Source organism: Caballeronia sp. ATUFL_F1_KS4A (assembly GCF_023630905.1).
Lineage (GTDB): Bacteria > Pseudomonadota > Gammaproteobacteria > Burkholderiales > Burkholderiaceae > Caballeronia > Caballeronia zhejiangensis.
In genome coordinates this window covers 333,617-359,998 of sequence record NZ_JALQEB010000039.1, presented here as the reverse complement: position 1 = coordinate 359,998, position 26,382 = coordinate 333,617, and the positions used below count along the sequence as shown (strand labels likewise).

Below are 26,382 nucleotides of genomic sequence, written 5' to 3'. Positions count from 1 at the left end.
ACCATGATAGTCGCCCGGATCGCCAAGCGGAAAGCACGAATCGAGCTAAGGATATGCGTGTACATGCCCGCGGCGCGGGAAGGCGGCTTATCGTCGGCGCCGATTTAATCAGCACGGGAAGTCATATCGCGTTCGCGCCGCACGGCTTATGCTGGAAGCCCTTTTTTATTTCGATCGCCAGAAGCCATGACGCACCGACCCGCACCGACCGATATCGACATTCATCCTTTGCTCGCCGGACGATGGAGTCCGCGCGCCTATGGCGAACAGCCCGTCGCGCACGCCGATGTGCTTGCGCTGCTCGAAGCGGCGCGCTGGGCGCCATCGGCGTATAACGTGCAGCCCTGGCGCTTTCTCGTGTTCGAGAAGACCCGGAACGCTGCCGCATTCGAGGACGCCTTCGCCACGCTGGTTCCGTTCAACCAGACGTGGAACCGGAACGCGCAAGTGCTGATCGCGGTGCTCGCGGATACGCTCAACGCCAAGGGCGAGGTCAATCCGAACGCGAGCTACGATACCGGCGCCGCGGCGCTGGCGCTGCTGCTCGAGGCGCATGCGCGCGGCCTCGCCGCCCATTCGATGAGCGGCTTCGACGCGAAGGCCTTGCGGGACGCGTTCGGCATCGCGGAGCGTTACACGCCGCTCGCCGTGATCTCGGTTGCGCATCATGGCGATGTAGGCGTGCTGTCCGACGCGTTGGCCGAACGGGAGCAAGCGCCGCGCAAGCGGCTGCCGGTGGTCGACATCGCGCAGTTCGGCGGGTGGAAGAACTGAGTAAAGCGGGAGCGCGCCGCGACATGGCGCGCGACTGTGCAGCGCACGGTTTCTCGTCCGGGGTGTAAAGCCCATGTCGATTCGTGTCGATAAAGACTAGTCAAAACGTGCGCCGCGTGCGCGATCCGAAAAATTCATGAAAGATAAGCCAGCCATCCAGCTCGCGCACGGCGATGCGTCGCACAAGTGCACGGGTTGCCGCGTCCCCGATAGCGACGTCATCGATCTGGCCTTCGCGTTCCAGCCTATCGTCGATACGCGCAATGGCGTCGCGTATGCCCATGAGGCGCTGGTGCGCGGCCCGAACGGCGAATCGGCGGGATCGGTGCTCGCGCGGGTCGACGAAGCCAATCGCTACCATTTCGATCAACGCTGCCGCACCGTGGCGATCGAACAGGCCGCGTCGCTCGAGATGAGCGGATTCCTGTCGATCAATTTCATGCCGAACGCGGTTTATCAGCCTGAAGCGTGTATCCGCAGCACCTTCGAGGCGGCCGAGAAATTCAAGTTCGCGACCGATCGCATCATCTTCGAGACCGTAGAGGGCGAGAGCGTCATCAGCCGCTCGCATCTGGTCGAGATATTTCGTGCGTACAGACGCTTCGGCTTTCAGACCGCCATCGACGATTTCGGCGCCGGCTACTCCGGGCTCACGCTGCTCGCCGAATTCCAGCCAGATTTCATCAAACTCGACATGGAACTGGTGCGCGGAATCGACACGGATTCGGTGCGGCAGAGCATCGTGCGGGGCGTGTTGTCCATGTGCGGCGATCTCGGCATCCGCGTGATCGCCGAAGGCATCGAAACCCGTGGCGAGCGGGACTTCTTCTTCGCGCAGGGCGTCACGCTGATGCAGGGGTATTTCTTCGCGAAGCCCGCGTTTCGCTCGCTGCCCGCGCCGACCGAAGACTGGACAGTCCAGTCCTGAGCGCGCGAAATTGCCGTTTCAGCCGTGCTTTTCGCAAAGCAAGCTGACTTGGCGACCAAAACTCTTCAAGGCCGAAAAATTGCTAGGAGGTAAAAAACACCACTCAAAGGTCGGTTATGCCAGAGATCGTTCCACTGCCGCTCACGAAGACAGGAATCCCCGAACTCGATGTCGTTCTGCGCGGCGGGCTGCCGACGCATCGGCTGCATCTCGTCGAAGGGGCGCCCGGCACTGGAAAAACCACCATCGGCATGCGCTTCCTCATTGCGGGCGTCGAGAAAGCTGCGAAGTGCCTGTATGTCACCTTTTCGGAGTCGGAGCAGGAGCTTCGAAGCGCGGCAGCCACGCATGGCTGGGACATGTCCGGTATCGATATCTTCGAACTGATACCGGACGAGGCCAACGCATCGCGTCAGCAAACGGTGCTCTTTCCGTCGGAGGTCGAGTTCGACAGGACCATCGAACGGATCATCCGCCGCGTGGAGGAGACAGGCGCCGAGAGGGTCGTCATCGACAGCGTGTCGGAGTTGCACATGCTCGCGCAAAACAAGCTCGCCTACCGGCGGCAGATGCTCGAACTCAAGCGCTTCATGCAGGGAAGGGAGGTCACCGCCATCCTTCTCGACGACCTTCTGAGCGGAGAGGACGGAGAACTTCATAGTTTTGTCCATGGCGTTATCACGCTCCAACTGATCGAGCGCGACTACGGCGCCGCGCGCAGGCGGCTGCGGGTCGCAAAAATGCGCGGCATGAACTTCCAGAGCGGATGGCATGACTACATGCTCGTGCCGGGAGAAGTGCTCGTGTTTCCTAGCCTGATCGCCGACGAACATGCGAGTCTTCCCGGCGGAGCGCCGCTCGAAAGCGGCTTCGCGGACCTCGATCGCATTCTCGGCCACGGACTCGATCGCGGGACGACCACGATGATGATCGGTCCATCGGGTGCGGGAAAATCGTCGATCGCCTTGAGCTATGCGCTGTCGAGCGCGAACAACGGCGAGTTTGCGTCCTACTTCTCGTTCGATGAGACCTACGAGACATTCCTGCGACGCGGCCACAGCCTGGGCCTGAGCGCGGACGAGGCCATGGCGAGCGAGCGATTCTCATGGCGGCGGATGAACCCGTCGCGTCTCTCGCCGGGCGAATTCGTGTGGGCCGTGCGCCGCGATGTCGAAGACCGCAACGCTCGCGTGGTCGTCATCGATAGCATCAATTCGTATCTGAGCACGATGCCGGAAGAGCGTTCGCTCGTGCTGCATCTGCATGAGTTGCTCACCTATCTGAATCGGCGCGGCGTCGTGACGATCATCGTGCTCGCTCAACAGGGCGTGGTCGGCGATGTCCAGAACCCGATCGACCTCAGTTTCCTCAGCGACACCGTGTTGCTTCTGCGCTTTTTCGAAGCCGCGGGCCGTTTGCGGCGCGCGCTTTCGGTCATCAAACAGCGAACGGGCCTGCACGACAACGCGATCCACGAATATCAGCTTTCGTCGATTGGCGTGGAAGTCGGGCCACCGCTCGAAACCTTGCGCGGCATTTTCACCGGCGTTCCGACCTACGAAGGCGCCCGCGAAGAATTGATCGGCGAGGGCGACCAACCGGCTGACGCGTCATGATGCGTGACGAAGCGCCGACGACGGTGCAGGTGCTCGCGCCGGTCGGACAGGATGCGCGGATCATCGTCGAGACGCTGCGCGCCGGCGGCATCGATGCGCTCGAAATCGGCACATTGGCCGATATCTGCAAACAGCTTCGGCAAAACGACGGCATGAGCATCGCGGGGCTGCTGTTGACCGAAGAGTCGCTTTCCGAGCTGGCGCCGTCGGGCGATTTTGCCGACTGCCTCGAAAAACAGCCGCCGTGGTCGGACATTCCTATCTGCATTCTGACCGTGCCGGGCGATCGTCCGAGCACGGTGCAACGCTGGCGTCTCTTCGAAGCGCTCGGCAATGTCACGTTGCTCGCACGCCCGTTGACCGCGGAAGTGCTTCAAAGCGTGGCGCGCGGTCTGATTCGCGCGCGCGCACGGCAGCTTCAGACGAAACGGCATCTCGACGAGCTCAAGGACGCCGCGCAGCTTCTGGAACGGCGGGTCGCCGAGCGCACCGAAGAGCTGATGACGGCCGAAGAAACGCTTCGGCAAGCACAAAAGATGGAGGCGATCGGTCAGCTCACGGGCGGCATCGCGCACGACTTCAACAACCTGCTGCAGGTCATCAACACCAACATGGAGTTGACCAAGCTGCGCATGCGCCAGGGCCGTTTCGCCGACATCGAACGCTTCGTCCAAAGCGCGCACGATGCGACGCAGCGAGCCGGCGCGCTGACGCATCGGCTGCTTGCCTTCGCACGCAGACAAACGCTCGACCCCAAGGCGATCTCGCCGAACCGCCTGATCGACGGCATGCTCGATCTGATAAGGCGCACCTTGGGACCGTCCGTCGAAGTGAATGCGCGGCTCGAAGAAACCCTGCACACGACGTTGAGCGACCCGGTGCAACTGGAGAACGCCGTGCTCAACCTGTGCATCAACGCACGCGACGCCATGCCCGCGGGCGGCACGCTGACGATCCGCACGAACAACGTCTCCTTCAAGGGACGCCTTGCGCGCCTGCACGGTTTGAGCGATGGCGATTACGTCGTGATCGCGGTCGCCGACACGGGATACGGCATGGCAGCGGAAATCATCGACAAGGCGTTCGATCCGTTCTTCACCACGAAGCCCTTGGGGCAGGGCACGGGCCTGGGCTTGTCCATGGTGTACGGATTTTCGCGTCAGTCGGGGGGCAAAGTGTCGATCGAGTCGCAGGTCGGCAAGGGCACGACGGTGAGCATCTATCTGCCGCGACTGACGGATTCGAAACCGGAAGCGGAAGATTTGCCGGCGACGATCGTCCTGCCTGCTGTCGGAAAGCAGCGCACGGTGCTCGTCGTCGATGACGAAGCCGATATTCGCCTGGGCTGCACCGAAGTGCTGAAGGATGCGGGTTTCAATGTCATCGAAGCCAGCGACGGTCCGTCCGGGCTCGACATCCTCAATTCGAACGCGGAGATCGACATCCTGGTTAGCGACATCGGCATGCCGGGCATGAACGGGAAGGAGATGGTGGACCGGGCGCGATTCAGGCGGCCTGCCTTGCCGGTCCTTTTCATGACGGGATATGCGGAGAAATCGGTGTTCGGCAACGGCAGGGTCGAAGAGGGCGCGCACCTGCTGACGAAGCCGTTTGCGATCGAAGAACTCGTGCTGAAAATCAACGACATGATCGACGCAGAAGACTGACGCGCTCGACGTCGAGCCTGCGAGACGGGAACGCCGGAGCGTCGTCTTGCCCTGTCATTTCGAGTACACTGCCGACCTGAAGTGGCGGGATCGGAACCGACAGGTACGGAACGGCGGCGGCAAATGGGTAGCGATGCCCGGCTTGCCACCCAACATAATGGATCGACGCAATGGACAAACTCGCGCGGCTACGCAGCGAAGTTCCGGGACTTGACGATATCTGCGACGGCGGACTGATAGCGGGCTCGTCTTATATCGTGCAGGGACGGCCGGGAGCGGGAAAAACCATCCTCGCCAATCAGATTGCCTTTGCGCAAGCCCGTCAGGGACACAAGGTTCTCTACATCACGCTGCTCGCGGAATCGCACGACCGGCTGTTCCAGTCGCTATCGGCGCTGAGTTTCTACGATGCAAGCCGCCTCGGCAAGGATCTGACTTACCTCAGTCTTTTTCGCACGCTTCGCGAGAAGGGACTCGATGCGCTGGTCGCATTGCTGCGCTCCGAGCTCGCGCGCACGCAGGCCAGCATTCTCGTGCTCGACGGATTGCTCAATGCCCGCGAAAGCAGCGAAACCAATCTGGACATCAAGACCTTCGTCGCGGAATTGCAAGGTCATGCTGCGTTCACCGGTTGCACGGTTCTCTTCCTGACCAGTGCCCGGATCGACGAATCCAGTCCCGAACACACGATGGTCGATGGCGTGCTGCACCTCGAGGAGAACCTGTTCGGGTCGCGCACCGTACGGCACATTCGCGTTGCGAAATCGCGCGGCAGCCGTGCGCTGAGCGGCTTGCATCTCTATGAAATTTCGGAGCGCGGCATCGCCGTATTCCCTCGCCTCGAAGCCGCTCTCGCTCGACCGTCCACGCAAGAGACCGTCGGGTTGACGAAGGTCGCCACGGGTACGGGCGGGCTCGACGAACGGCTCGGCGGCGGTTTGCCTGCCGCCTCGATGTCCGTCGTGGTGGGGCCAGCCGGCAGCGGCAAGACGACCTTCGGAATCGGCTATCTCAACTGCGCGACCGTCGAGCGGCCTGCCGTGCATTTCGGTTTCTATGAAACGCCGGAGCGGCTGTACGCGAAAGCGAAGGCACTGGGTCTCGATCTGCAAACGCTCGTCGAAAAGAAGGCGCTGTGCATGTTGTGGCGCCCGCTCACCGAAAATCTTCTCGACAAGCTCGCCTACGAGCTGCTCGACGCGGTTCGCACGACGCGCGCAGAACGTCTGTTCATCGACGGCCTCGCCGGTTTCGAACGCGCGACCGTCGATCCGCATCGCATGGTCGAATTCTTCGCCGCGTTGAGCAACGAGCTGCGCGCGATTGGCGTGACGACGGTGTGCACCTGGGAAACGAAGGAGCTGTCGGGGCCGTGGCGCACCAATCCATCGCCGGAAATCCTGTCTCAGATCGACAATGTGATCGAGATGCGCCATCAGGCGGCGGGTGGTCCTTTGCGACGCAGCATCACGGTGCTCAAGGTGCGCGACAGCCTCTTCGATACATCGACCGCGGAAGTGCAGATTTCCGGACTCGGCGATGGGCTGCACGTCACGGGAACGATGTCCACGGCGCGAGGCGCAATGGGCGACGACGCGAGCGGACGATAGCCAGGCTGCGCGCATGGCTAATCTTGTCGTCGTGGACGATGAACCTCTCGTTACCGATTTCCTGAAGTTCCTGCTGCAGGACTTGGGGCACGTCGTGCATGCTGCTTCGAACGGCGCGGACGGGTTGCAGACGATTCAGCGCATCAGACCGTCGCTCGTGGTGACGGATTTCATGATGCCCGTCAGTTCAGGCGTGGACCTTGCGCGAGCGCTCAGCGGCGACGATGACTTCCGGCGGATTCCGATCGTCCTGTGCAGCGCCGCCCCGCACGCGATCGATCCGGCCGATCGGGCGTTGTTCGCGGCAATACTGCAAAAGCCTTATCCGCCGTATCGTCTGATCGAACTGGTGACATTGCATGTTGAAAGAGGCGGCGCCGGATTGCGCGGCCAGCCGTAGTGACGAACAAGCAGGATACTGAGGATTTGACTCAGTCCCGCGCCGGGATTCCAACCGTTTTTGTATGGCTGTGAGCGGTCCATGACGCGTGTCCTTCTCGTTGATGACGAACCTGATCTGCTCGAAGCGTGGAGCTTCGCGCTCGAATATTCCGGCTACGAGGTGGAGCGCGCGCGCGATGGACGAGAGGCCATTGCCGCGATGCAACGCTCGGTGCCCGACCTGCTCATCACAGACCTGATGATGCCCGGCATGGACGGAGAGGCATTGTGCCGGGCCGTTCGCGAGCGGCCGGAATGGGCGGCGATTCCCATCGTGCTGCATACGTCCGCCCATGTGGCTCGGCCAAGCGGCATCGTTCTCTGGAACGCCTTGCTCAGAAAACCGGCCTCGATGGACCAGTTCCTGAAGACCGTTGCCGAACTCACGCAGGGATTTGGACAAGGAGAGGATCGATCGTGACGAAGCGTCCTCTGGCAACATCACCACGGCTCTTCCGATGACCGACTCGACTTCCCGTTCGGCGGAAGCGAGCGCTGTCGGCACGGCCGACCGGGCGATCTTCGACCGCTTGATCGAGCCGTATCTCATGCTCGATCAGGGCCTGAGAGTCGTGTTCGCGAACCGGGCATGGCTTGCGATGTTCGGCGAGACCGAAGCGGCTTTGGGGCAATGCGAACATCTGATCCGCGCGCTCGTGGCGAATCTGCACGCGGGTCAGCGCCGCCTCTCGCCCGCTTTCAGCCTGGACACGCCGGATCGCGCCGCCACGCACGAACAGCCGTCGCGGTACTGGCAGATCCACGTCTCGCATCTTCCCGCGACCGCCGATGAACCGCCGCTCATCCTGCTGCGCTTCGATGACGTCACGATGCACACGCTGGCGACGCGCACGGAACGGCGAGAGAAAGCGCGACTGCGCTCGCACGCGCGGCTCCGGCAGATTCTTGCGAGAGAAGCCGAGCAGCGCCTGCACGATCATCGCGTTCGGTTCGAACGGGCGTTGGCTTTCGCTGGCGTGGGCGCATGGGAGCTCGACGTCGGAACGGGCGCGGTGCATTGCAGCGAACAATGCGTCGAAGATCTCGGCTTGCCGGACATCGCCGGGCTGGATCGGCAAAAGCTGTTCATCGAGCAGCCCGATCCGGTTGCGGAGCACTGGCAGGCGCTGCAAGCCAAACGAAGCTTCGAGTGCGAACGATGCATCGATGGAGCGCGTGGCCGGCGCTGGGTCCTGATTCGCGGCACAGGGCAGTTCGCGGACGACGGCACCATGCAGTCGGTGATGGGCTTCACGCTCGACATCACGTCGCGCAAGGAACGTGAGCTCGAGCTGTCCGCGACGGCCGGCGAGGAACGTTCGGGGCGCGAGCGCAGCGAAGCGCTCGCCAAGACAATGGATCATTTCATCGCGGCCGTCAGTCACGAGTTGCGTTCGCCTTTGAACGCGATCGTCTCGTGGGCGGAACTGCTGCAGGTCGTCGCCGATCCTTCACACGTCGCGCGGGCGGGCGAAGCGATCCGCCGCAACGGCCGCCAGCTGTCGCATATGGTCGACGATCTGCTCGATAGCGGCGCGGTCGTTACCGGCAAGCTCTCGGTTCATCTGCAGCCGGTGGATATCGGTGCGCTCGCGCTCAACGTCGTCGAAGACATCCGCAAGACCGCGGAGCACAAGGGCCTGAGATTGCAGACGCCGCACGTCGAGCCGTGCATCGTCATGGCGGATGAAAGCCGCCTCGAGCAGGTCGTCTGGAATCTGCTCACGAACGCGGTGAAATTCACGGACGCGGGCAGCGTGTCCATTTCCGTGAGCACATCGGACGGCCAGGCGGTGCTGACCGTTCAGGACACGGGGCGCGGCATTGCACCCGATGCGCTGCCGGACGTCTTCGACCGCTTTCAGCAGATCGCGCCGCAGTCGAGCGGACGCGTCGGCGGCCTGGGGCTCGGACTGTGGCTCGTCAAGAACATCCTGAGCCTGCACGGCGGAACGGTCGATGTTGCGAGCGCCGGACGCGGGCAGGGCGCGACTTTCACCGTGCGTCTGCCGCTCGACTCGAACTTGCGTTGAGAGGCGCACGGCTCGTCGGCTCGTTACGCATGCGGAGCGAGCATCGCTTCGATGTATGCGGCCACCGCGCACACCGTCTCGTCATCGCCTTTGCGGCCGACAATCTGCAATCCCGCCTTGAGCGACGCCCCTTCAACCGGAACCGGTAACGTAAGCGCCGGATGTCCGCTCAGGTTGAAAGGCCGGATAAGCGACGACATTGCGATCACCGGAGTGCCCGCGCGCGCGGCCTCGATCGTGATCGGCAGCGATGGCATGGTCGGAAGAATGAGGACGTCGGCGTCCGCCAGCACGCGATCGACCTCGTCCGTGAAGTCGCGACGTATGCGCTCGGCTGCATCGAGCTCGGATACCGGCGTGTTCGCGGCGGCGCTCAACCGCGCCAGGATATCCGGGCCAAGCTTTCCGCTGCCGACGAGATGACCGAACGCGCGCCAAGTCTCGGCGTTGATGACGGCGAGACCGGCCGTGAACGCATCCTGAATGGATTCGAGCTGCACGGCGCGCGACGCGAGTCCGCTGCGCGCGACCGCGCTCGCCACCGCGTCGCGGATCCGACCTTCGGCTTGCACATCGGGCAACGCGACGCGTATCGCTGTCACGTCGCGGCGCGCACGGCCGCCCTGAAATGACGGATCGATTGCGAGCATTACGTCGATGACCGTGTTCATCTCCCGTGCAAACGGGCCGACACAGTCGAGCGACGTCTGGCGCGGCGCGACACCTTCACGCGACACGCGCCCGAAAGTCGGCTTCAGGCCGATCACGCCGCAGCATGCCGCGGGGCAACGCACGGAGCCGCCGGTATCGGTGCCGAGGGCGGCATCGACGAGCCCGAGCCCCACCGCCGATGCCGAGCCGCTCGACGATCCGCCGGGAATGCGCGCCGGATCTTGGGGATTGACGGGCGTGCCGCTGAAGTCGTTGAGGCCTGTCATGCCGAACGCCAGTTCGTGCATGTTCGCCTTGCCTGTAATGCGCCAGCCCGCATCGAGCAGCCGCTGCACGACTTGCGCGTGGCGCGGTGCGGGCGGCGCATCGGCGAGTGCGCGGCTGGCCGCGGTCGTCGGATAGCCGGCTATGTCGATACTGTCCTTGATCGCGATGGTCGGTGCATCGGCGGCGGCATGCGTCGCGAGATCGAATCGCTGCAAAAAGGCGCTCATGCACGGACTCCTTGCGCGGGGTTGAGTTGCCAGGGCGCGTCGAAAAGGCGTTCGGTGCGGAAGTGGCGAATCAGCCAAACGTCTTCATCGTGAGGCGACGGAGTGAAATCCACATCGAGCCGCGCCGAGATGAGCTCGGCGTGTGCATCGACATATCCGGATGCCTGCAACATGATCCAGCGGCCCTTCGCCGTATCGCCGTTCACTTCGATATGCTCGCTCGTCAGGAAGTGAACGTTGGTCGCGAAGTGCGGCGTGGGCGGCAGGTAGCGTTGCAGCATCGCGACGATAGCGTTCGGCCCCGCCAAGCGGCCGAACTTGTCCGCATACTGTGGACCGATGCCTTCCCACACGGCGTCATCGCTGAAGAGTGCCGTCAGCGATTCCCCTTCGAGCGCGCGTGCCGGCACATCGCAGAGCGCCATGTATCGGGCGATGGTCTTGCGCACCGCGTTCTGCGCTTCGAGCACGCGCAAGCGCGCCTGCAGGCTCTCGATGATTTTGTCCGTCATGGCTTCACGTATTCTTATCGGCCCAAGGCGCGAGCGGTCTTTCCGCCCAGGCCGAAATCGGTATTCGGAATGTCTTTGATCAACACGCGCGTGGACTGCAAGGGCACATTCAGCACGGAAGCGCCGGTCTCCGACAGATGCGCGATCAGCGCTTCTTTCTGCGTCTGCGTGCGGCCAGCAATCAGGATCGCGATGATGACGGGCAATTTCGCCGCGCTGACTTTGCCGCCGAGGCCGCTATTGGATGCGGGCAACTCCGACAGCAGAATGCGCACGGATTCGGCCGGCGCACCGATCGCGTCGACGGTCGCTTGCGTGAGCCCTTGAATGAGCGATGCCTTGCGTTCGTCGGCGTGACCTTGAGGCAAATAGACTTCGAGTGTTGGCATGAACGTAGCGAATGGATAGCGCGCGCATCGCTGAAAGCAATGCCGGACGACCGACATCGACACGACGCGCGCATGACTTCAAAGCAGAAAGCCGATGGCGCTCAGCGCCTCGGTCGAGTCGATCAGGCGGATCACCTTCTCCGACAGACGCGGCTCGCCGCTCGACATATCGATCTTGTGCGTCAGGTCGGCAGCAAAGATCGTGGACAGACCGCGCTTGTAGGCAATCACGATCTGCGAGGACTTGACCTCGACGAGGTCCGCGCTGTCGCCAGAGAGCGTGAAGCGCGACACCGTGCGTACCGTGCGCGCCGCATCGGAGGCCGACGCCGAAAAGCCGGACGTCATACGCTGCACGCGCAACTCGCGCATGTGATGGTCATCGTATGCGTAGTTGAGCGTGGACGCGTAGTCGGTCGTCCGCGGATCGATCGGCACGACGTAATGGCCTTTCGGGTCCCACATATCCAGCCAGGCGCGATAGTCCCGGCGGTCGAGCAGTTCCGCTTCCCGCCAGATGAATGCGATCGCGCGCGCCAAGGTCTGGTCCGTGAAGAGTGCGTTGCGTTCGTCCATCATGCTTGCTCCATCATCGCGCGCCATTGTCTGTAGGCTTCGCGCATGCCGGTTTCGTCGGTCGAATGCGCGGTCTTCTCACCGTTCGGTGCGGTCGTTTCGCGGTTGAGGCCGCGGTTCACGAGGATAGGTACGTCAGGGCCGGCGTATGAGCCGCGCTGCACGCGCTCCCACGCTTCGGCGTCGTCAGGGCTGCCGAAGCCCAACGGGCCCTGGAAGTGCTCGTGCATGCGCAAGCGCGCGCGATTGGCTTCCTCGGGGCCGCCGTCCATTCCCAGCGCGACATGGCGGATTTCCGTTTCCACCGCGGAAATCGGGCGCAGCACGCGGAAGAACGCCATCGAAAGCGCGAGGTTCGGAAACAGATTGAGGTTGAAGCCGACGCCCATCAGCGAACGCACGATGCGGCGCACTTCTTCTGGCGTGTGTTTCTCTGCGAGTTGCGCGGCGAGTTCATTGAAACGTTCGGGCAGCGGCGCGCCGTCGTCCTGATCGAGATCGACGAATTCCGGCATCAGCACGGCAAGGCTGTGACCATTGCCGAGCGATCGGCAGAACGCCTTGTCGCTCGTCATGAAGCTCGTGATGACGGCGGCCGTTTCATCGTCGATGGACTTCATCCATGACTTATGGACGACGGGAAAGTGATACAGGTCCGTCGTGTTCTCGAGCTGGATCTTCCAGTTGCCCTTGAACCTGAACTTGTGCTCGCCATTCGCCTTGATGGGGTAGCCCGCGCCCTGCTTCATGAAAAGATCGATCCACGGTTTGGCGCCGCCGAGGAAGTCCTCGAGCGGTTCGATCGATTCATCGAAGCTCGCGAAAATCAGCCCTTGATAAACGCCCACGCGCAGCTTCTTGAGTGGCAGATCGCCTTTCTCGCACACGCCTTCATAACCATCGCCGTAGGGCAGGGCGCGCAGCGTGCCGTCGAGCGCATAGGACCAGCTGTGATACGGGCATGTGAAACCCTTGGCGTTGCCCTTGTGCTCTTCGCAGACGGTCGCGCCCCGATGACGGCAACGGTTCTGCAACACGTTCACGGTTCCGGTCTTGTCGCGCACGACGATGACCGGCTGACGGCCGATGGTCGTCGTCACGAAGTCGCCGGGCTTCGGCAACTCGCTGTCATGCGCAACCCACACCCACGTCTTGTAGAAGATGCGTTCGAGTTCGGCCTCGAACAACTCCGGATCGTAGTAAAGCGAAGGCGCAATGCGATCGGACTCCGCGCGCCTGGCGAGCGCGCTGGTGTCGATGGTCTGATAGGTCGGCGTACTCATCGTATTCCTCGGAGAAGTTGAGTGGCTGATCGAACGACTGACGCGAGCTTGGCTGGGCGCTCGGCAAATCCTCTCGTTGACATCAGTCTCGCTTTTCGAGGATCATGCGTCAAATCGATTAAAAACAGGTCGTTCAATCAGTGCGGCCTATATCTCGGACGGCCCGTCATGACATCCATCGACCATATCGATCTGAATCTGCTGCGCGTTTTCCAGGCTATCGTGGAAGAGCGCAGCCTGACGCGCGCAGGCGAGCGTCTCGCGCTCTCTCAACCGGCGGTCAGCTATTCGCTCGGGCGATTACGCACCTTGTTCGACGACGCGCTATTCATCCGCACGCGCACGGGCATGCAGCCCACGCCCGTCGCGCTGGAATTGGCCGAAATCGTCGGGCGCGCGCTCGACACCGTGCGGCAGGCGTTGCGTTACGCCGAGCGTTTCGATCCGGCGACGAGCACGCGTACCTTTCGCCTGTCGCTCTCGGATGCGGGGGAGATGGCGTATCTGCCGGCGATCTGCGCCGCGTTGCACGATGCCGCGCCGCGCGCGAAGCTGGTGGTCGAGCCGTTGCCGGTCGAAGAAATCGAAGAAGCGTTGCGCGCGAGCCGGCTGGATTTCGCGATCGGCAACTTGCCGTCGCTATTGCCGCGCACGCGCCATTGCGTGCTCTTCGAGGAGTCGTATGTATGCATGACCCGCAAGCGCGACGATCTGCCCGAAGGCACGAAGCTGAAACTCGCGCAGTTCCTTGCCGCGTCGCACGTTCAGGTTCGCTCGCTCGAACACAGCCATGACGCGCTCGACGATGCGCTGCGCGGACGAGGCGTCGGACGCAATATCGCGCTGGCGTTGCCGCATTTCGTGGCGGTGCCCGGCGTGCTGGCTGCAACGGATCTGTTCGCCACGCTGCCGGAAAAGCTCGCGCATATCCTCAACAGAGGCGAGGCGTTCAACATTTACGCGCTGCCTGTACCGTTGCCGAGAGTGGCCGTGACGATGCACTGGCACGAACACTTTCACGACGACGAAGGCAACGCGTGGATGCGCGCCCTGATGACCGACACCCTCGCGAGCTTCAAGACGATGTGATTTCGCTCAGAGATCGAGCACCAGCACGGGCGAACGGGAACGCGACACGCAGCAGCAAATCACGCTGTTGCTCGCGCGTTCCGCTTTGCTCAAACAGTGATCGCGATGCTCGGGCTCGCCGCTCACGACATCCACCATGCACGTACCGCAAACGCCTTCGCCGCACGAGGTATCGACTTCTATGCCGATGGAGGCGAGCGCATCGACGATCGACGTGCTCTTGTCCACGCGAACCGTTTGTCCGCTGCTTGCGAGTTGCACCTCGAAGCTGTCCAACGAGGCTTCGGCCGTGGCAATCGGCTCGGCTTTGAAGCGTTCCAGATGGATCGCATCCGCGGGCAGGCGAGCTTGCGCCGTCTCGACCACGGCATCCATGAAGGCGCTCGGCCCGCATGTGTAGACATGTGCGTTCGGACCGGCATCGCGGATACATTCGTCGAGCTTGTCGCGCTGCTCGTGCCGCTCGACGCCGAAATGCAGCTTCACGTACGCGTTGAACGGGGCACGCGTCAGCAAGGTCATGAATGCCGCATGCGCCTCGCTGCGCGCGAAGTAATGCAGCGTGAAGCGCGCATTGCTCGCGACGAGCCGATAAGCCATCGACAGCAAGGGCGTGATGCCGATGCCCGCGCCGATCAGAATGTGCTCGCTTGCGGCCGCGTGAAGCTGGAACAGACTGCGCGGCGCGCCGACGGAAAGCTCGGAGCCCACGGTCACTTCCTCGTGAAGCGCGCGTGAACCGCCGCGCGATTGCGCTTCCTTCTTGACCGCGAAGATCTGCGTCCGGAGACATGCCGGATCGCCGCAGAGCGAGTACTGACGCGTGACACCCGAGGGGCCGGTCACATCGATATGCGCGCCGGGCTCATAGGGTTCGAAGGGCGCGCCGTCGATTCGCGAGACGCTGAACGAGCGCACGCCGTGCGCTTCCTCGCGCAACGCGTCGACTCGGACTTTCACGGTTTGAGCTTGCATGATCGCCTTCCTTTCGATGTGTTTCCCACAACCATGCATCGATCTTAGAGCCGCACGCCGAATAAGAAAAATAGGCTAAAAATCGTGTATCGCATCAATGTGACTGATGACGCGTTTCGTGCGTGAAGCGCAGCGTGACGACCGTCACGAGACTGAGCGCGATGAGAAACACCGCGACGGGCCAGGACGCGTGATAGTGCGAAAGCAACGCGGTCGCGAGGAGCGGCGACAGACCGCCAGCGAAAATCGAAGCCACTTCATGCCCGAGCGCAACGCCCGAGTAGCGCACTTCCGTGCTGAACAATTCGCCGACGAGCGCAGGCAAGGTGCCGATCATCGCGCCGTGACAGACGGCCGTGCCAAGCACCAGCGCAAGCCAGATGAGCGGCGTCGAATGCGTGTCCAGCAGCCAGAAGAACGGGAAGGCCATCGCCGCGAGCGATGCGGCGCCGATCATATACACGGGCTTGCGTCCGATGCGATCGGAGAGCTTGCCCCACAGCAGCATCGCGATCATTTCGACGACCATCGCGAGCATGACGCCGGTGAGCATCGTCGAATTCGGAATGCCGATGAACTTGCCGTACACCAGCGAAAACGCGAGAAAGATGTACGCGCCGCCGTTCTCCGCGACGCGCAGGCCCATCGCCATCAGTATTTCCTTCGGATGACGCTTGATCGCTTCGAGCACCGGCATGTGCGACGTCTTGCCCGCTTCTTCCGCGTTCTCGAAGTCGCGACTCTCAGGCAGGCTATGACGAATGTAGACGCCGAGCGCGAAGATCACGATGCTCGCGAGAAACGGCAGGCGCCATCCCCACGAGATGAACTGATCGTGCGGCAAGGCCTGCACCGCGAGAAACGCCGCCGAGGAAAGAACGAAACCGCCGCCGACGCCGAGCTGACTCCACGCCGCGTAATAGCCGCGCTTTTCAGGCGGCGCGTTCTCGCTGATCATCAGCACGCCGCCGCCCCATTCGCCGCCGGACGCGATGCCTTGCAGCAGGCGAAGTGCGACGAGCGCAACAGGCGCCCACAGACCGACGTGATCGTAAGTCGGCAACAGGCCGATGCCGAACGTCGCGAAGCCCATGATGAGCAATGTCCAGACGAGCGACGCGCGCCGTCCATAACGGTCGCCGATATGGCCGAACACGATACCGCCGAGCGGCCGTGCGACGAAGCCCATCGCGAATGCCGCGAACGCGCCGAGCGTGCCGATCAGCGGGTCCGCATTGGCCGGAAAAAACAAACTGCCGAACACTAGTGCGGCCGCCGTTCCGTAGACGAAGAAGTCGTACCACTCCATCGCGTTGCCCGCGACCGACGCAATGACGATACGTCTGAGCGTGCGATCCGGCATTGCTGCGCTGGTTTCGGCGGTCGAGGTATGAACTGTTGCCATGTCTGCTCGCATTGAATGAGAAGGGCTGCAGCCTTCTTGAGGCTTCGCATGACAAACAGTGTCGTGGCGACACTCACCCCGGTCAAATTCGCCGAAAAGAACGCGTGATATCAGCCCAGCAAATGAGCGTCACGCGTCGGGCTGGCGAAACATCGAATGGATCGTATTGCGCAGCCACGCTACGCCCGGATCGCTCGTGAATTGCGTGTGCGAGTGCACCTGAATCTCGATGGGCGGCAGCGCAAAAGGCAATGGCAGAATGCGAAAGGCCTTACTACGATTGAAGCGCAGCGCGATGCTCTTGGGGAAGAGCACGGCAAGGTCCGTGTTCATCACGATTTCGGGCGCCACGACGAAATGCGGCAGCCGGACCGCGACATCGCGCTTGAAATTCAGCTCGTCGAGCCATTGCTCGACCATGCGATGGCCCGTCGCGTTGGTGCTCGCGTAGACGTAGCGCAAGGCGGTCAGGTCGTCGCGTGTCGGCCGCGACTTGCGTAACGGATGATTGGCGCGCACGACGCATACATGCTCGTCGACGAATAGCGTCTCGCTCACGCATCCCGCGTCGAGACCCGGCACATAGCCGAGCGCAAGATCGATTTCTCCGGCGCGCATGGCGCTGCTTACGGATTCCACCGGAACATTGACCGCTTCGATTCGAATGCCGCGCGCCTCGCGGTCGAGCAGCGCGACGAGCGGCGGCAGAAAAAAGAATTCCGACATGTCCGACATCGAAATGCGAAACACGCGCCGGGCGGTCGCGGGATCGAAGCTGGCGAGTTGCTGGACCGCCTCGTTGATGATCGACAACGCCTGCGCGAGCGGCGGATACAGCCGATGCGCGGCATCGGTCGGCACCATGCCGGTGGGCGTGCGCACGAAAAGCGGATCACCGAAGATCGTGCGCAAGCGCCGTAGCGCATGACTGACCGCGGGCTGCGTCAGTTCGAGACGTTCGCCGGCGGCGGTCAGGCTGCGCAAATCCCAGATGGCGAGGAACACGCGCAGCAGATTGAGATCGGCGATACCGGAGTTGGGCTTCGTCATACACGGTTGACTCACGAACGAGCGCTGGTCGCGCCATGCGGCCATCAATGTGTGGCGAGATTACCGTATGTGCTGTGCATTGCAAAATGCGGCGTGGCTCCGCGATAGGGCGGCAAGGTATGGAAATCGCGCCGCATCGATTCGCGCACCGGCGAGGCGAGTGCGTCGGCGAGCGCGGACGCATCGTCGAAGACGACCTTGTTGCGCTGCATCGCATTCGCGCGCGTGCAAGGCAGGCCGATGGTGCAATCGATGCGCGTGTAGATCTCCAGCTCGCGCAATCGCGGCAAGGTGGACATCAACGGCGCGTGATGCCGCAGGTAATGCGCGAGCCATGTGTCGAAGTCCTCGGCCGGCCCTTCGTACGCGACGAGATAGGTGCAGCGCTGAATGCGCGCTTGGGTGGATGGCGCGTGCGAGGCCAGCGCGCGCACGGCCATGACTTGCTGCATGAAGCGCCCGGCGATCAAAGGTTCTCGAAGCGCGCGATGGATCGGGCCATCGAGTCTCGCGGCAGCTTCGAGCGCGGCGAGTTCATCGAAATACAGTTGAAGCACGCACGATGGCGCATCGGCCGCGGGCGGAATGCGCGGATCGACGTGTTGCGCCATCGGCTCGTGCACGACCAGACTGCGCAAGCCGTCGATGCGCTGCAATGGCGCAATATCGACCAGCGGGCGCTGTCCGCCCGCACCGATCAGAAACAGGCAGATTTGCATGCTTACGCCGCCTCGCAGGAAGCAGCCGCGCGCGCGAGCCGATGAAACTGCCGGCCGAAGTACACAAGCCCATCGCCGTCTTCGCGCGAGCCGATGTGTTCTGCCTGTACGAAAAGCACTGAATGCGAACCGACCTGCTTGCTGTCGACGATACGGCCTTCGAGACTCGCGATTGCATCGTCGAGCACGGGAAGTTGCAATGCGCCAGGCCGCGAACCGCAGCGCGCAAAGCGTTCGTCCATCGAGCCTCCGTCCATGCCCGCGAACACGCGCGCCAGTTCCTGCGCGTGCGCGCCCAGCACGTTGATGCACGCCCGGCCGTTAGCGAGCAACACATCGTGAACGTAGCTCGACTGATTGATGCAGACGAGCATCGTGGGTGGCGTATCGGTCACGGAGCACACGGCGCTTGCCGTGATACCGCAGCGTCCGTGCGGGCCGTCGGTGGTAATGACGTTGACGGCGGCGCCGAGCGAGGCCATCGCGTTGCGAAACTGTGTGCGCGCTTGATCGTGTGTCATGGCAGATGTCCTTTCGGATTCGCGGGTTCAGGGATACGGCGTAACGGGCGGAATGCCGACGAAGATCGCGCCCGATGCGTCGTAATTGCCTTCGCCGAGAAAGGCGTGCTGCGTGACGACGATCGAATCGCGTACCAGACGCTGCATCCGGTTCTCGCGGTAGATCGCGCCGATGCCCGCCATCTTGTACGCCTGCATCACGATATCGGCGCAGGTGTGGGCCGCGTGCGTCGCCGAAAGACGCAGCAAGTTTGCTTCGGCAGGCAACACCGGGTCGCCCGCGAGCACCGTGCGCCACGATGCTTCCGCGCACTCGAAGAAGAACGCCCGCGCGCTGCGCAGTTGTGCTTCCGCCTGCGCGAGCCCGGAACGATAGTAGGCGCGATCGGCGAGACGCGGCGCACCGGTCGTGGTTTTCGTCACGCCGGACATCCCCGCCAGCAGGTCGAGCGCCGCGCGCGCCAGGCCGATGTTCACTGCCGCATGCACCTGCGCCTGATACGCGACGGCGGGATACCGGTACAGCGGTTCATCGATCAGCGGCGTGCCGCCGCGCACGAAGGTCCATTGTTCCTCGACGTATTTGTCCTTCAGGCGCAGATCATGGCTGCCCGTGCCCTGCATGCCGACCACGTTCCAGTTATCGACGATCTCCACTTCGCTCGCCGGGAAAACCGCAGTAAAAGGCTTGCCGGCGTTCTTGTCGTCGGTGCCGGCCGGCGCCCCGCCGATTCCCACGCCGATCCAGTCCGCGCCCTTGCAGCCGCTCGCAAAGCGCCACTGTCCCGACACGAGGAATCCGCCGGGCGCGCGCTCGGCCTTTTGCAGCGGATACAAGCCGCCCGCGAAGACCTGATCGGGACCGGCCGCATAGATTCGCGCCTGGGTCTCCACAGGCAGTGAAGCCAGGTACGTGTTCGCGGAGCCGAACGCCGCGACCCAGGCGGCCGATCCGTCCGCGATCGCGATACGTTCGAGCATCTCGAGGAAGCGCGCGGGCGGCAGCGCATCGCCGCCGAAACGTTCGGGCGTGCTCGCGCGGAAAATCCCCGCGCGCTTCATCTTGCCGATCATATCGCGCGGCACGTGGGACAGGGCGTCGAACTCGTCGCGGCGGCGCTCGACTTCCTCGATCAGCGTATCGAGGTGCAGCGGTCCGGCGTACTCGGGATAGTCGTTTTGCGAATCGATGATGGCTTCGCTTCGAAGGGCTTGCATAGGTGATACCTCTCGGTCGATGTGTGTCGATGTCATTCGGGCTGACGGCGTGCAGCGGCGCGCATCGCTTTGGGATACGTCTCGCGTGCGAGCAGCGTGGCGACGACGGTGATCAGGCCCAGTACGCCCAGATAAATGGCGACCGGCACGGCGCTGTGATAGTGGGCGAGCAACGCGGTGGCGATCATCGGCGAGAGGCCGCCGCCGAGTACGGAAGAGACTTCCCGGCCAATGCCGAGTCCCGAGAAACGCAGGTGCACCGGCAACATCTCGCTGATGAACGCGGGCTGCGCGCCTTCGAGAATGCCAAGCGTGATGCTGTTCGCGAGGACGAGCGCCGCAACCACCTTCCAGTACTCGCCCGAGCCGAGCAGCGCGAAGTACGGCCACGCGACCAGTACGATGGCGATTGCGCCGGCGAGATACACCGGCTTGCGTCCGACCTTGTCGGTCACCCAGCCGAAGAAGAGCGAAACGGGGATCATCAGCAGCATCGAAATGCACAGGCCGCTCAGAACCCAACTCGACTTGATGCCCAGAAACTGCCCGTAGGCGATCGAAAATGCGAAGAAGAGGTAGGACGCCGCGCCCTCGCCGAAGCGCAGGCCGAACACGGTCAGCACTTCGCGCGGACATTGGCGCAGCACTTCGATGACAGGCATCCGGCTTTCGTGGCGCGTCGCCTTGACTTCGGCGAATGCGGCACTTTCTCCGACGGAGCGGCGCATCCACAAGCCGAGAAGAACGAGTGCGGCGCTCGCGAGAAACGGAAGGCGCCATCCCCAACTCTGGAAGTCGCCCGCCGGCAAGTTCTGCACCAGCAGGAACGCACCGGTGGACAGGACGAAGCCGAGTGCCGCGCCACACGGGCTCCACGCCGCGAGCGCGCCGCGCTTCGATTGCGGCGCGTTCTCGTGGATCAGCAGGATACTGCCGCTCCATTCGCCGCCGGCGGCCAGTCCCTGAAGAATGCGCAACAGAACGAGCATCGCGGGCGCCGCAATGCCGACCTGCTGATAGGTCGGCAAAACGCCCATCAGGACCGTGGCGGTGCCCATCGTGAGAAGGGTCAGCATCATCACGACCTTGCGGCCGTAACGGTCGCCGATATGTCCGCATAGCACGCCGCCGATGGGTCGCGCGATGAAGCCGACCGTGAAGCCGCCGAATGCGGCGATGGTGCCCGTGAGCGGATCGGTGCCGACCGGAAAGAACAGCTTGCCGAAGACGAGCGCGGCGGCGGTGCCGTACAGAAAGAAGTCATACCACTCGAGGATCTGGCCGAGCACTGCCGTCGTGACTGCACGGCGCACGTTGCTTGGGCGACGAGCCGATCGGGTTTGAGCGAGCGCGCTCAGGTCGGAATTCAGAGCTTCAGGGTTCATGGTTGGGGAAGACATGAGGTGATGGTTCCCGCTTCCCTGATGCTCAAGAAGCGGTGCGAGTCGTATCGATGCGATGCGATGGGCCCACGATATGAGCCTCGATAATCGCGGTCAAATTCGAGACAAAAATGCGCGACATGAATCTGGTGCATGTGCCGTTGCATGTCGTACGGAATAGCCCTTGCCTCGCATGACATATCGATCGCGCTTATCGCCGGTCATGCTTTTGGCTTATTTGCCGCGTGAAACGAGTGGCCGCAGACTGCGTGGCGCATCGCATTCATCACCGCAATGAGCCTTCATTGCGTCAATCAACAGAACGACTCGCATGGAACACGCACGTATGAAACTCGCCTTGGGAACTTCTCTGGCGCTGCTTGCAGTTGCAGGCACGGCGCACGCACAAAGTGCGGTGACGCTGTACGGCATCGTCGACGATGGCTTCAACTGGACATCGAACGCCGGCGGCCACAATCTCTACAACCTGTCGAGCGGCGTCATGCAGGCCAGCCGCTGGGGATTGAGAGGCAGGGAAGAGCTTGGCGGCGGGCTTGCTGCGCTGTTCGTACTCGAGAACGGCTTCGACCTGAATAACGGCTCGCTTGCGCAGAAGAACCGCGGCAGCACGCAAGGTCTGATGTTCGGCCGGCAGGCGTACGTGGGCTTGTCCAGTGCTTACGGCACCGTGTTGCTCGGGCGGCAATACGATTCGGTCGTGGATTATGTGGGCCCGTTCGAGTCCGGTACCCAGTGGGCGGGATATATCGGCGCGCATCCAGGCGATCTGGATAACCTCAACAACGCGTATCGCGTGAACAACGCGATCAAGTTCGTTAGTAAGGCTTACTACGGCGTTACCTTCGGCGGCGTCTACAGCCTGGGCGGCGTCGCGGGTGCGGTCTCGCGCAACCAATTGTGGTCGCTCGGTGCGGGCTATGCGAACGGCCCGCTGACGTTGGGCGTCGGTTACCTGAACGCGCGCAATCCGAACGTCGGCTTCTTCGGCGACAACGGCGCAAGCACGCCGCCCGCTGCGAGCGCGAACTTTATCTCTTCGCCCGTCTATAGCGGCTATGCATCGGCTCGTACCTATCAGGTGGTCGCGGCAGGCGCTGCTTATGCATTCGGCGCGGCCACGGTGGGTGCAACGTATTCCAACGTGCAGTTCAAGAACCTCGGCGATACCGCGAACTCCGGTCCCAATCCGCGCGGCTATTCCGGCAATGCGAACTTCAATAACGTCGAAGTCAACTTCAGGTATCAGCTCACGCCGGCGCTCCTGCTCGGCGCGGCATTCGACTACACGAAGGGCGGCGACGTCGATTCGGCCACCGGCAACAATCCCGGCGCCAAGTATTACCAAGGCGCGCTCGGCGCCGATTACTTCCTGTCTAAGCGCACCGATGTCTATCTGATCGGCGTGTACCAGAAGGCATCCGGCATCGATTCCACCGGCACAGCGGCGGTTGCGGCGATCAACAACCTCACGCCGTCGACGAGCGATCGTCAAAGCACGGTCCGCGTGGGCATCCGCCACAAGTTTTGAAGCCAGCCGACATTCGCGCCGGGATGTCATCCATTTCATGGATGGCATCAACCACATTTGATCTATTTGACGGATATGCGGGTGCGGCCTAATTTGTCGTCGAGACGACGCGTGAGTCCGCGCGTGGTACCGCGGAACGGAAGACCTGTGTCGTACCCCCATACCTATGGAGACAACATCGTGAGCGTCAAAGTATTCGATACGAAGGAAGTTCAGGGCCTGCTTTCGGCCGCCGCCAATCTCAACAGCGATAACGGCAATGCACGTGCGAAGCAGATCACGCATCGGCTGCTAAGCGACCTGTTCAAGGCCATCGACGACCTCGATATGACGCCCGATGAAATCTGGGCAGGCGTGAACTACTTCAACCGGCTCGGTCGCGACGGGGAAGCGGCCTTGCTCGCGGCGGGTCTCGGTCTCGAGAAGTTTCTCGACATTCGCATGGATGCGCAGGACCGTCACGCGGACATTCACGGCGGCACACCGCGCACCATCGAAGGTCCGCTGTATGTGGCGGGCGCACCGTTGCGCGATGGTGTGGCGAAGATCGACCTCAATCCGGACGATGACGCCGGGCCGCTTGTCATTCGCGGCACCGTAACCGGTCCCGACGGCAAGCCTGTCGCGGATGCCGTCGTGGAGTGCTGGCATGCAAACTCCAAAGGCTTCTACTCGCATTTCGATCCGACCGGCGCACAGAGTGACTTCAACTTGCGTGGCGCGGTGAGAACAGGACCAGACGGCAAGTACGAGTTCCGAACGCTCATGCCCGTAGGCTATGGATGCCCGCCTCACGGTTCGACGCAAGAATTGCTGAACGCGCTTGCACGGCATGGCAATCGTCCTGCACACGTTCATTTCTTCGTGACGAGCGATAACTTCCGCAAGCTGACCACGCAGATCAACATCGAGGGCGATCCGCTCATTTGGGATGACTTCGCGTATGCCACGCGCGAGGAATTGATTCCTCATGTCGTCGAAAAGAAGGGCGGCTTTGCGCTCGGTCTAAAGGCGGACGCTTACAAGGAAATTCAGTTCGATATCGCGCTGACTCGCCTCGTCGAAGGCAAGGACAATCAGCTTGTCAGTCGTCAGCGCACGGCGGTGACGGCTTAAGTCGGCGAAGCGGCTGACTCCGCTTCCATTTGCTGCGGCAGCGACGATGTTCATCGCGTTGGCGGCGATGGGCGAGACGGACGAATCACCTGATCGCGGGTGCTACGCTCTGCAGCAAAGCCTGAAGGTCGTCGATGTTGAAGGGCTTGGAAAGAATCGTTACACCGGCGTTTTTTGCTCGTTCGAACTCATCGGCATAGCCGGTCATCAGCGCAATAGCCTGCTTCGGCCATTTCCGCCGCACTTTTTCCGCAACATCGATTCCGTTGTTGAGCCCAGGCATTTGAATGTCGGAGAGAATGAGATCGAACTTCGCGCCGTCCTCCAGCAGACCTAGCGCTGCATCTCCGGTGAGTTCGTGTCGGGATTGCCAGCCGAACACCTCCAGTACGGCCGAAAGTCCCGCGGCCACTTCCTCGTTGTCTTCGACCAGCAAAATGGAACCCTTGGTCGCCTCCGTCACCGTGACGGGTGGTGAGGGAGACACGGTCGTCGCTTTGGCTTTGGCTTCGGCCTGCCCGGAGCCACGGGGAAGAATGAGCGACACGGTCGTTCCTTTACCTTCCTCGCTCTCGATACGTGCTGTTCCGCGCGCCTGCTCGCACATCGCGATGACCTGCGCAAGGCCGAGCCCCGTGCCAGCGTTCGCGGCTTTGGTCGTAAAAAGCGGCTCGAATGCGCGTTGCATCACTGATGCCGGCATGCCGACGCCGGTATCGGAACAAGCGATGACAACATAGTCACCGGGCTTCAAGCTTCCTTTCGAAGTATCGAGCGTGATGTTCCTGGTGCGAATGGTAAAGTCGCCGCCGCCGGGCATTGCATCCCTGGCATTCACCGCAAGGTTTATCAGCGCCGATTGAAGTTCGGTTTGGTCAACGTAGATTGGCCAGATTTCGTCAGAAGACCTGATGTGAAAGCGGATGCGCTCATTGAGCGACATCTGAATCAGAGAGGCTTCCCGTTCGAGCCAATCTTTGACATCCACGAACTCCTCACGCAGCGGCTGCTTGCGAGCGACGCTGAGTAGCCGCCTTGCCAGGACCTCCGCCGAAGCGGAAGCCCGTTCCACTGCGATGACTTCTTTCTCCAGTCCGTTGAAGTGCTTGCGACGGGCCAGTTCCATGTTCGCCTTGACCACCATGAGGAGATTGTTGAAGTCATGCGCGACGTTTGCCACGAGATTGCCGAGTGCGCCCATACGCTTCATCTGACGGCTTGTTGCTTCCGCGGAAACGCGCATCCCGAACTCGGCTTTCCATCTGTCCCACGCCGTTCGTTCACGTTTCAGACGGCTCAAACTGAACACGACCAGAAACCAGATGCCTACGCATGGAACCAGCGTCGCGATGGCGATAAGACCGTCGTGTCGCAACCATCTGTATGTAACCGTCGAGACCGGGATTCCGGAGGTCACGTAAAGCGGGTATGAGCCGACCTCTCGATACACCAGGAGCTTCTCGACGCCGTCGAGCGTCGAGAAACCCTTGAGACGTCCGCTTTGCCGATTAGCCTGAATAGCTTCCAGCAAGGGTTGACTGCTTGTCGGTGCGCGTCGCGCTTTCGGCTCGGGAAATCGAACGAGCGTAGTACCGTCGCTTCGGAAAAGGCCCACCGTCAAAGCCCGGTCATGTGCGGTCAGCCGGTCGTAGAACGACGAGAAATAATCGCGTCGAAGGGATATGGCCAAGACACCGAGATACTGGCCACTCGAGTCGTATCGAGGGAACGTCACATCGAAAACGTCCCGAGCCGGGTCGGATATTTGTTCGGGCCGCAGCATGCCAACTGCCGCAGAAGCGGCATGGCGTGCAGACCAGATATCCGAGCGGTCTCCAATCGATTGAAGGCCGACCGGATAGGTGCTGCTGCTGGCAAGCAAATTTCCTTTCCGGCCAAAGACAGCAATCGAGAAAACCGATGGCACCCGCTCGGCGGTTTGCCTCAGAAAGCGATGAACAGATTGCTGTCGCGCGCGAAGTGGGACATCCCCGTCGTCACCGAGAAAGGCCATTATTCGAAGCGATACCTCCTGATTCACGTCGAGGACTTTTACGGCCTGCTCCTCGGCAACTCGCGAGAGTCTGTCGATTCCTTCAGTCGAATCCGCGATTCTGGTTTGAAAACCGAAATAACCGTACGTGGCGAGAAAAAGCAATGGTGTGATGATTGATGCTGCAAGCACGGCGAGCAGCATGCGCCGGGTCACGCCGAAGTCGCGTGGCGGAACGGGGATATCGAGCGCAGTGCTGTCCGGGACAGATGTTTCCTGATGGGCAATCATGGGACTTCGAGGCGGGGCGCGAAGGCGAAGTCTATTCAGATGTTCGTACGACGTCAAACTTACCGTTGGCGCGGCGGTC

The 26,382-nt window shown here is 62.2% G+C and carries 24 protein-coding genes; 11 read left to right on the top strand and 13 right to left on the bottom strand.

Annotated features, from left to right (window positions below):
- Nucleotides 1–186: 186 nt before the first annotated feature.
- The 8 genes from NCS03_RS27080 to NCS03_RS27045 all read left to right on the top strand — a co-directional run bounded on the left by NCS03_RS27080 (nucleotide 187) and on the right by NCS03_RS27045 (nucleotide 9,069).
- A complete protein-coding gene (locus tag NCS03_RS27080; protein WP_008346743.1) occupies nucleotides 187–774 on the top strand; it encodes a nitroreductase family protein in 588 nt (195 codons plus the stop codon).
- Nucleotides 775–910: 136 nt separating this feature from the next.
- Nucleotides 911–1,702 (top strand): EAL domain-containing protein, encoded by a 792-nt coding sequence (locus NCS03_RS27075; protein ID WP_008346742.1) that lies wholly within the window; start codon nucleotides 911–913, stop codon nucleotides 1,700–1,702.
- A 116-nt stretch (nucleotides 1,703–1,818) separates the two neighbouring features.
- Complete coding sequence (locus NCS03_RS27070) at nucleotides 1,819–3,318, top strand: ATPase domain-containing protein (protein ID WP_008346739.1); 1,500 nt, start codon at nucleotides 1,819–1,821, stop codon at nucleotides 3,316–3,318.
- On the top strand, nucleotides 3,315–4,985 hold the full coding sequence (locus NCS03_RS27065) for an ATP-binding protein (protein WP_250437291.1): 1,671 nt from the start codon (nucleotides 3,315–3,317) through the stop codon (nucleotides 4,983–4,985). Before NCS03_RS27070 ends, NCS03_RS27065 begins: the two co-directional genes overlap by 4 nt.
- Before the next feature lie 170 nt (nucleotides 4,986–5,155).
- A complete protein-coding gene (locus NCS03_RS27060) occupies nucleotides 5,156–6,595 on the top strand; it encodes an ATPase domain-containing protein (protein ID WP_008346736.1) in 1,440 nt (479 codons plus the stop codon).
- A gap of 13 nt (nucleotides 6,596–6,608) precedes the next feature.
- A complete protein-coding gene (locus NCS03_RS27055) occupies nucleotides 6,609–6,995 on the top strand; it encodes a response regulator (protein WP_008346734.1) in 387 nt (128 codons plus the stop codon).
- 81 nt (nucleotides 6,996–7,076) lie between these two features.
- Nucleotides 7,077–7,457, top strand: a complete 381-nt coding sequence (locus NCS03_RS27050; RefSeq protein WP_008346733.1) for a response regulator — start codon at nucleotides 7,077–7,079, stop codon at nucleotides 7,455–7,457.
- A gap of 37 nt (nucleotides 7,458–7,494) precedes the next feature.
- Nucleotides 7,495–9,069, top strand: coding sequence for a sensor histidine kinase (locus tag NCS03_RS27045; RefSeq protein WP_250530190.1), 1,575 nt, complete (start codon nucleotides 7,495–7,497; stop codon nucleotides 9,067–9,069).
- 23 nt (nucleotides 9,070–9,092) lie between these two features.
- Here NCS03_RS27045 and NCS03_RS27040 read toward each other — a convergent pair whose 3' ends face one another.
- The 5 genes from NCS03_RS27040 to NCS03_RS27020 all read right to left on the bottom strand — a co-directional run bounded on the left by NCS03_RS27040 (nucleotide 9,093) and on the right by NCS03_RS27020 (nucleotide 12,995).
- On the bottom strand, nucleotides 9,093–10,235 hold the full coding sequence (locus tag NCS03_RS27040) for an amidase (RefSeq protein WP_250530189.1): 1,143 nt from the start codon (nucleotides 10,233–10,235) through the stop codon (nucleotides 9,093–9,095).
- On the bottom strand, nucleotides 10,232–10,747 hold the full coding sequence (locus tag NCS03_RS27035; RefSeq protein WP_250530188.1) for a nuclear transport factor 2 family protein: 516 nt from the start codon (nucleotides 10,745–10,747) through the stop codon (nucleotides 10,232–10,234). Before NCS03_RS27035 ends, NCS03_RS27040 begins: the two co-directional genes overlap by 4 nt.
- A 14-nt stretch (nucleotides 10,748–10,761) precedes the next feature.
- Nucleotides 10,762–11,136 (bottom strand): tautomerase family protein, encoded by a 375-nt coding sequence (locus tag NCS03_RS27030; RefSeq protein WP_250530187.1) that lies wholly within the window; start codon nucleotides 11,134–11,136, stop codon nucleotides 10,762–10,764.
- Between the two features lie 78 nt (nucleotides 11,137–11,214).
- Nucleotides 11,215–11,715 (bottom strand): aromatic-ring-hydroxylating dioxygenase subunit beta, encoded by a 501-nt coding sequence (locus NCS03_RS27025; RefSeq protein WP_008346726.1) that lies wholly within the window; start codon nucleotides 11,713–11,715, stop codon nucleotides 11,215–11,217.
- On the bottom strand, nucleotides 11,712–12,995 hold the full coding sequence (locus NCS03_RS27020; RefSeq protein ID WP_008346725.1) for an aromatic ring-hydroxylating oxygenase subunit alpha: 1,284 nt from the start codon (nucleotides 12,993–12,995) through the stop codon (nucleotides 11,712–11,714). Before NCS03_RS27020 ends, NCS03_RS27025 begins: the two co-directional genes overlap by 4 nt.
- 168 nt (nucleotides 12,996–13,163) lie before the next feature.
- Between NCS03_RS27020 and NCS03_RS27015 the strand changes: the two genes are divergently transcribed.
- The gene (locus NCS03_RS27015; RefSeq protein ID WP_008346723.1) at nucleotides 13,164–14,084 is read left to right on the top strand and encodes a LysR family transcriptional regulator; all 921 of its coding nucleotides are present in this window, start codon (nucleotides 13,164–13,166) and stop codon (nucleotides 14,082–14,084) included.
- A 6-nt stretch (nucleotides 14,085–14,090) separates the two neighbouring features.
- Here the strand turns inward: NCS03_RS27015 and NCS03_RS27010 are convergent, their stop codons facing one another.
- The 7 genes from NCS03_RS27010 to NCS03_RS26980 all read right to left on the bottom strand — a co-directional run bounded on the left by NCS03_RS27010 (nucleotide 14,091) and on the right by NCS03_RS26980 (nucleotide 21,357).
- Complete coding sequence (locus NCS03_RS27010; protein ID WP_250530186.1) at nucleotides 14,091–15,059, bottom strand: PDR/VanB family oxidoreductase; 969 nt, start codon at nucleotides 15,057–15,059, stop codon at nucleotides 14,091–14,093.
- Between the two features lie 94 nt (nucleotides 15,060–15,153).
- Entirely contained in the window at nucleotides 15,154–16,464 is a 1,311-nt protein-coding gene (locus NCS03_RS27005; RefSeq protein ID WP_033535799.1) for an MFS transporter, read from the bottom strand.
- 129 nt (nucleotides 16,465–16,593) lie between these two features.
- Nucleotides 16,594–17,514: a LysR family transcriptional regulator gene (locus NCS03_RS27000; protein WP_250437285.1), complete on the bottom strand. Its 921-nt coding sequence runs from the start codon at nucleotides 17,512–17,514 to the stop codon at nucleotides 16,594–16,596.
- 44 nt (nucleotides 17,515–17,558) lie between these two features.
- Nucleotides 17,559–18,233, bottom strand: coding sequence for an ethyl tert-butyl ether degradation protein EthD (locus tag NCS03_RS26995; protein WP_250530185.1), 675 nt, complete (start codon nucleotides 18,231–18,233; stop codon nucleotides 17,559–17,561).
- 2 nt (nucleotides 18,234–18,235) lie between these two features.
- Nucleotides 18,236–18,754, bottom strand: coding sequence for a flavin reductase (locus NCS03_RS26990; protein ID WP_250530184.1), 519 nt, complete (start codon nucleotides 18,752–18,754; stop codon nucleotides 18,236–18,238).
- Nucleotides 18,755–18,781: 27 nt separating this feature from the next.
- Nucleotides 18,782–19,972, bottom strand: a complete 1,191-nt coding sequence (locus tag NCS03_RS26985) for an acyl-CoA dehydrogenase family protein (protein WP_250530183.1) — start codon at nucleotides 19,970–19,972, stop codon at nucleotides 18,782–18,784.
- A 32-nt stretch (nucleotides 19,973–20,004) separates the two neighbouring features.
- Nucleotides 20,005–21,357 (bottom strand): MFS transporter, encoded by a 1,353-nt coding sequence (locus tag NCS03_RS26980; RefSeq protein WP_081851805.1) that lies wholly within the window; start codon nucleotides 21,355–21,357, stop codon nucleotides 20,005–20,007.
- A 343-nt stretch (nucleotides 21,358–21,700) separates the two neighbouring features.
- On the opposite strand from NCS03_RS26980, the gene NCS03_RS26975 reads away from it, so the two are divergent.
- Nucleotides 21,701–22,903 (top strand): porin, encoded by a 1,203-nt coding sequence (locus NCS03_RS26975; RefSeq protein ID WP_008346709.1) that lies wholly within the window; start codon nucleotides 21,701–21,703, stop codon nucleotides 22,901–22,903.
- A gap of 180 nt (nucleotides 22,904–23,083) precedes the next feature.
- Nucleotides 23,084–24,019: a catechol 1,2-dioxygenase gene (catA, locus tag NCS03_RS26970; RefSeq protein WP_250530182.1), complete on the top strand. Its 936-nt coding sequence runs from the start codon at nucleotides 23,084–23,086 to the stop codon at nucleotides 24,017–24,019.
- Nucleotides 24,020–24,104: 85 nt separating this feature from the next.
- Here the strand turns inward: catA and NCS03_RS26965 are convergent, their stop codons facing one another.
- Nucleotides 24,105–26,303, bottom strand: coding sequence for a hybrid sensor histidine kinase/response regulator (locus tag NCS03_RS26965; RefSeq protein WP_008346705.1), 2,199 nt, complete (start codon nucleotides 26,301–26,303; stop codon nucleotides 24,105–24,107).
- Nucleotides 26,304–26,382 lie beyond the last annotated feature (79 nt).